Here is a 5415-nt window from a genome sequence, read left to right on the forward strand (position 1 = left end):
TGGCCATCGCCACCCTCGGCGCCGGCACCGCCGCCTCCGCCACCGAGAAGGGCGCCACCGGGGCCGTCAAGGGAGCCGAAGCCCTCGACGACCTCGCCGGCGCCGCGGCCAAGCTCGACGACGTCGCGGGCGCCACCACCAAGCTCGACGATGTGGCCGATGTCGCTCAGCTCGGCGACGGACCCGTGGCGATGCCGGTCAACAGGTTCCCTCCCTCCGAGGCGATCGCGGGCTACGCCGAGAAGGTCCCGCCCAAGCCGGGTTTCTACGACGTGAAGCTGCACGGTGGCCCCGATGCCGTCGAGATCACACTGTCGGACGGCCGGAAGGTGACGGGAGACCAGCGTCTGTTGAGCAGCTTCGTCAACTCGCAGGCCGACTATGCGGGTGAGAACCTACGACTGCTCAGCTGCAGCACCGGGGCGACCGACGCCGGGCTGGCCCAGAACCTTGCGAACAAGATGGGGGTCACCGTGGAGGCACCGAGTGACACCCTATGGATCTGGTCGAACGGGTTCATGCATATCGGTCCTGCAGCAGACGTCGCCAACGGAAGCTGGAGAGTCTTCACCCCGGGAGGTGGCACACCATGAGGCGAATCGGGTTCTTCGCACAGCTGAGGCACGGACGGCCCGACGGCCCGGACCTGGCAGCCGAGGCGGAACGGGCGGAGCTGGCGCCTGAGCGCAGACAGGCCGTCGCTACGTACCTGCGTGAATGTCCCGTGGTGGCAGCGACGAGCGAGCGAGCCGGCGACGCACTGGACGCCGCCAAGACCGACGTCTCGGGGATCAACATCCACACGGACGGCGAGTTCGTCTGGCCTGAGGACCTCGCGTACTACGCCGAGACCTACGGGGTGGGCGTCCCCGACGAGATCGTGGAGCGCGCTGAGCGAGGTGGTGTCCCGGTTCTCGACGACGAACAGATGGGGGCCGTCATGACGTGGATGCTCAGCCAGATGACGGCCTAGCGGGAACAGTCCTCCGTCCGATGAGCAGGCGGGTACGCCATACCCGGGCCTGACCGTGGTCAGCCAGTGGTTGGTCCCGACGACCACCGACCCCAAAGTGGCAACGAGAAACGGTGACATTCGACGCTTATCTGCCAGCACCGATGATGCGGCGGCGGATGTGCGGCCCTTCTCCGCATACCCGAAGGAGGCTGAGGTGGTCTATTCACCGGGGACCATCTTCGTCATGGGGCCAAGCGAGGTCATCCACCGCGTCGACGTCACCTATGTCGACCAGGCGGACCCCAATCGGGACCCCCTGGTAGCAGCGCAGTTCGCCGTCACCAGTCTCCGCGAAGTGGTGGAGCGGCTGCTGACCAGGGTGAATGGACGTACGCCCGTCGATCTACCCCACCCCGACAACTTCGTCGGAAACCTCGGCTGACAGGCGGTGCTGCCGTCGAACGAGCTCGGTCGCGTGCTCCACGGTCCCCCAGCGCACGCGGAACCGCGCGGTTCCGGCCTCGTTGTGGTCACGGCCACCGTCGATGACGCATCCCCGCATGAGGTTCTGCACCGTGCCCGTGAGGTGATGAGCTGTCTGCTCACCGTGGGGGCGACCGAGTGGCCGAACGAGCAGACCTGGGCTCGCCGCCTGCCAACCTGGTTCGTGACGGCCTGTCCCCTGGAGCAGAGCGCCGCCGAGCAGTAGCGCTGGCTGGACTGGTGGCGCACCCTCGATGCACGCGCGCCGAGGCGGAGGCGGAGTCAGGGCTGGGCCCTGCCGGAGCCACGGGCCCGACCTACGAGGCCGCCGACCTTGGCCGACCCCAGCACCGTGCGAGCTAAGCGCTCTCCTTGCGCTGCGGGCGCTTCGCGCGTGCGGGGGCCCGGCCCTGCTCGCGCCGCACGATCGTCGGGTTGACATTCTCGAGCACCACCTCGCGGGTGACGACAACGCGGGCGATATCGTCCTCGCTGGGCACGTCGAACATCACCGATTGGAGGACCTCCTCCATGATCGCGCGCAGCCCGCGCGCACCGATGCCGCGCAGCAGGGCCTGGTCGGCGACCGCCTCGATCGCGTCGGTGGTGAACTCGAGCTCGACACCGTCGATATCGAACATCTTCTGGTACTGCTTCACCAGCGCGTTGCGCGGCTCGGTGAGGATCTTGACCAGCGCGTCCCGGTCGAGGGGGGTCACGGTGGTGATGACGGGCAGTCGGCCGATGAACTCGGGGATGAGCCCGAACTTCATCAGGTCCTCGGGCATGACCTCGTGGATCGACTCGGCGAGGTCCTTGGGGGTGTGCAGCTGGCTGCCGAACCCGAGACCCTTCTTGCCGTTTCGCGACTCCACGAGCTTCTCCAGCCCGGCAAAAGCCCCGCCGACGATGAACAGCACGTTGGTCGTGTCGATCTGGATGAACTCCTGGTGCGGGTGCTTGCGACCACCCTGCGGCGGCACCGACGCGGTCGTGCCTTCGAGGATCTTCAGCAGCGCCTGCTGGACCCCCTCTCCCGACACGTCGCGCGTGATCGACGGGTTCTCGCTCTTGCGGGCGATCTTGTCGACCTCGTCGATGTAGATGATCCCGGTCTCGGCCTTCTTGACGTCGTAGTCGGCCGACTGGATGAGCTTGAGCAGGATGTTCTCGACGTCCTCGCCGACATAGCCGGCCTCCGTCAGCGCCGTCGCGTCGGCGATCGCAAACGGCACGTTGAGCATCTTGGCCAGGGTCTGCGCGAGGTAGGTTTTGCCGCACCCGGTCGGCCCGATCAGCAGGATGTTGGACTTGGAGATCTCGACGTGGTCGGAGTCCTTCTTGACCGGGCCCGCCTCCCCCGCCTGGATCCGCTTGTAGTGGTTGTAGACGGCTACGGCGAGCGCGCGCTTGGCGACGTCCTGGCCGATCACGTAGTTCTGCAGAAACGCGAAGATCTCGCGCGGCTTTGGCAGCTCGTCGAGGCCCAGCTCTGAGGACTCGGCCAGCTCCTCCTCGATGATCTCGTTGCACAGGTCGACGCACTCGTCACAGATGTAGACACCGGGGCCGGCGATCAGCTTCTTGACCTGCTTCTGCGACTTGCCGCAGAACGAGCACTTCAGCAGGTCGCCACCGTCTCCGATGCGTGCCACTCGGTGCCTCCCGTGAAGTCTGTGCGGCCCGTGCTGTCGCGGTCGCGCCGTGGTGCTGCCCTCGCGCCGGCAACGCAGGCTGCCGACGCGACGCTACCGGTCAGGTGTCCGGATGGTGTCCATTACACGCGGTCGACCGTGTCGGTCGCATCCCTCTTGACGATCTTTCGCTCTCGGCGCAAGGGTGCTGGCGGCTCGACCACGGTCGTTCGACGCGTCCTGCGCGGTCGCCGGCGGACCGGCATACCGTGCTCGTATGCGTCGTCGCCGCTACGTGATGAGGGAACCCTTGCGGGACAGGAGCACCTCGTCGATGAGGCCGTACGCCTTGGCCTCAGCAGCCGACATGATCTTGTCGCGTTCGATGTCCTCGTTGACCTGCTCGGGAGTGCGCCCGGTGTGACCGGCCAGCGTCTCCTCGAGCCAGGTGCGCATCCTCAAGACCTCGTTGGCCTGGATCTCGATGTCCGAGGCCTGCCCGTAGTCGCCCCCGCCCAGCGCGGGCTGGTGGATGAGGATCCGGGCGTTCGGCAGGGCATAACGCTTGCCCTTGGCGCCCGCCGCCGTCAGCACGGCCGCAGCCGAGGCGGCCTGCCCGACCACGAAGGTCTGGATGTCGGGCCGGATGTACTGCATGGTGTCGTAGATCGCCGTCATGGCGGTGAACGAGCCACCCGGGCTGTTGATGTACATGAGGATGTCGCGATCCGGGTCCTGAGACTCGAGCACGATCAGCTGGGCGATGATGTCGTCGGCCGACGCGTCGTCGACCTGGACCCCGAGGAAGATGATGCGGTCCTCGAACATCTTGGTGTAGGGGTCGAGGCGCTTCATCCCGTAGGACGTCCGCTCCTCGAACTGGGGCAGGATGTAGCGGCTCGACGGCGCGGGGACGTGCAGCCCCGAGCCAGCGCGGTTGTACGGGTGAACGGTCATGGTGGTCTCCAGTGTCCTGTCGCGTCGCTCAGCTGTCGGTGGCGGTCTCGCCGGTGCCGGTCGTCGCGTCGCCGGTGAGCGGTGCGTCGCCGACGGGCTTGCCGCGCTCGGCCTGTTCCGCCTTGGTGAAGACGTGGTCGACGAACCCGTAGGCCTTCGCCTCCTCGGCCGTGAACCACCGGTCTCGGTCGGAGTCACGCTCGATCTGCGTCAGCTCCTGTCCGGTGTGCTCGGCAGTGAGCTCGGCCATCTGCTTCTTGACGTAGAGCATCTGCTCGGCCTGGATCTTGATGTCGCTGGCCGTGCCGCCGATGCCGCCGGACGGCTGGTGCATCATCACCCGCGAGTGCGGGGTGGCGTACCGCTTCCCGGGAGAACCGGCGCTGAGCAGGAACTGGCCCATCGAGGCGGCCATACCCATGACGACCGTAGCCACGTCGTTGGGCACCCACTGCATGGTGTCGAAGATCGCCATGCCGGCGGTCACGGAGCCGCCCGGACTGTTGATGTAGAGCCAGATGTCCTTGGTCGGGTCCTCGGCCGTGAGGAGCAGCATCTGTGCGCAGATGGCGTTCGCGTTGTCGTCGCGGACCTCGGAGCCGAGGAAGATGATCCGCTCCTTGAGCAAGCGGTTGTAGATGTGGTCGTCAAGACCGCCGGTCATGCCTTCGCCGGCGGCGACGATCTCGCTGGAGCGAGCCACGGTGGCCTCCATCGTTCGGTAGTTCAGTCGCATGGACTGCTGTGGTCTCGCAGGTCAGGACGGGTCCGGACCTGCCTTGGCTGGCTGCCATTGACCCTAACGTCCACATCCCGCGCGAGAATCCCGACCGGAGCGCTGTTCGCCCTGGGCGCACAAGTACCCACCCCCGTCGGGTATGCAGTGGCCACTGGTGGGCACTGGTGGGCACTGGTGGGCACGGGGGGGCCGGCGTCAGCGAGCGACGGCTCCGACCTGCCACCCGGCGACCGGCGCGACCCAGTCCCGGGACGAGGCGGTGACGACCGGCGGGTATGCCTCGAACGACCCGACCACGTCGAACGTCACCTGAGTGGGCGTCGGCGCTGACGGCGCAGACGGCGCAGACGGCGCAGACGGTGACGGTGCTGGCGGCGCTGCTGGGCCGGCTGGGGCGCCGGCCTCGCCACGCACGGCGACGGTGCGGTCCGTCGCGACCTCGACCTGGACGGCCGAGCTCGTGGTGCCCGCGGCAACTGGGAGGCCTCCTACGGCAACCGTTCCGGCGGGTCCGGTCGTCGCCGGAACATCCGGTCCCAGGCCGACGGAGGTGGTCGCAGCCGTCGTGGTCGTGAGCACGCCGACAAGGCCGAAGGTGCTGTCTCCGACCACGCTCGACGCCGGGGTCACGGTCTGTGACCGACCGG

At 67.5% G+C, this 5415-nt stretch carries 6 protein-coding genes and 1 pseudogene; 3 read left to right on the plus strand and 4 right to left on the minus strand.

Annotation, left to right across the window (positions count from 1 at the left end; all coding sequences use genetic code 11):
* The 3 genes from ABI385_RS14785 to ABI385_RS14795 all read left to right on the plus strand — a co-directional run.
* Positions 1-593, plus strand: a 593-nt coding sequence (locus tag ABI385_RS14785; protein WP_348104522.1) for a hypothetical protein, incomplete at its 5' end; no start/stop codon positions are given.
* Positions 590-973: a hypothetical protein gene (locus ABI385_RS14790; protein WP_348104523.1), complete on the plus strand. Its 384-nt coding sequence runs from the start codon at positions 590-592 to the stop codon at positions 971-973. The genes ABI385_RS14785 and ABI385_RS14790, both read left to right, overlap by 4 nt.
* A 97-nt stretch (positions 974-1070) precedes the next feature.
* Complete coding sequence (locus tag ABI385_RS14795) at positions 1071-1397, plus strand: hypothetical protein (RefSeq protein WP_348104524.1); 327 nt, start codon at positions 1071-1073, stop codon at positions 1395-1397.
* Between the two features lie 400 nt (positions 1398-1797).
* On the opposite strand, the gene clpX is transcribed toward ABI385_RS14795, so the two are convergent.
* The 4 genes and pseudogenes from clpX to ABI385_RS14815 all read right to left on the minus strand — a co-directional run.
* Positions 1798-3093 carry an ATP-dependent Clp protease ATP-binding subunit ClpX gene (gene clpX, locus ABI385_RS14800; RefSeq protein WP_348104525.1) on the minus strand — a complete coding sequence of 432 codons (1296 nt, stop codon included), beginning with the start codon at positions 3091-3093 and terminating at the stop codon, positions 1798-1800.
* A 270-nt stretch (positions 3094-3363) separates the two neighbouring features.
* Positions 3364-4029, minus strand: coding sequence for an ATP-dependent Clp protease proteolytic subunit (locus ABI385_RS14805; RefSeq protein ID WP_348104526.1), 666 nt, complete (start codon positions 4027-4029; stop codon positions 3364-3366).
* A gap of 28 nt (positions 4030-4057) precedes the next feature.
* On the minus strand, positions 4058-4693 hold the full coding sequence (locus ABI385_RS14810; protein WP_348104528.1) for an ATP-dependent Clp protease proteolytic subunit: 636 nt from the start codon (positions 4691-4693) through the stop codon (positions 4058-4060).
* Between the two features lie 270 nt (positions 4694-4963).
* Positions 4964-5415, minus strand: a pseudogene (locus tag ABI385_RS14815) (hypothetical protein); the annotation flags it as partial.

Source organism: Lapillicoccus sp. (genome assembly GCF_039935575.1).
Taxonomy (GTDB): Bacteria; Actinomycetota; Actinomycetes; order Actinomycetales; family Dermatophilaceae; genus Lapillicoccus.

What these genes read in the sequence shown, in the direction of transcription:
- ABI385_RS14790 (WP_348104523.1), top strand. Translation starts at nt 590, where the DNA reads ATGAGGCGAATCGGGTTCTTCGCACAGCTGAGGCACGGACGGCCCGAC.
- ABI385_RS14805 (WP_348104526.1), bottom strand. Translation starts at nt 4,029, where the DNA reads ATGACCGTTCACCCGTACAACCGCGCTGGCTCGGGGCTGCACGTCCCC.
- ABI385_RS14810 (WP_348104528.1), bottom strand. Translation starts at nt 4,693, where the DNA reads ATGACCGGCGGTCTTGACGACCACATCTACAACCGCTTGCTCAAGGAG.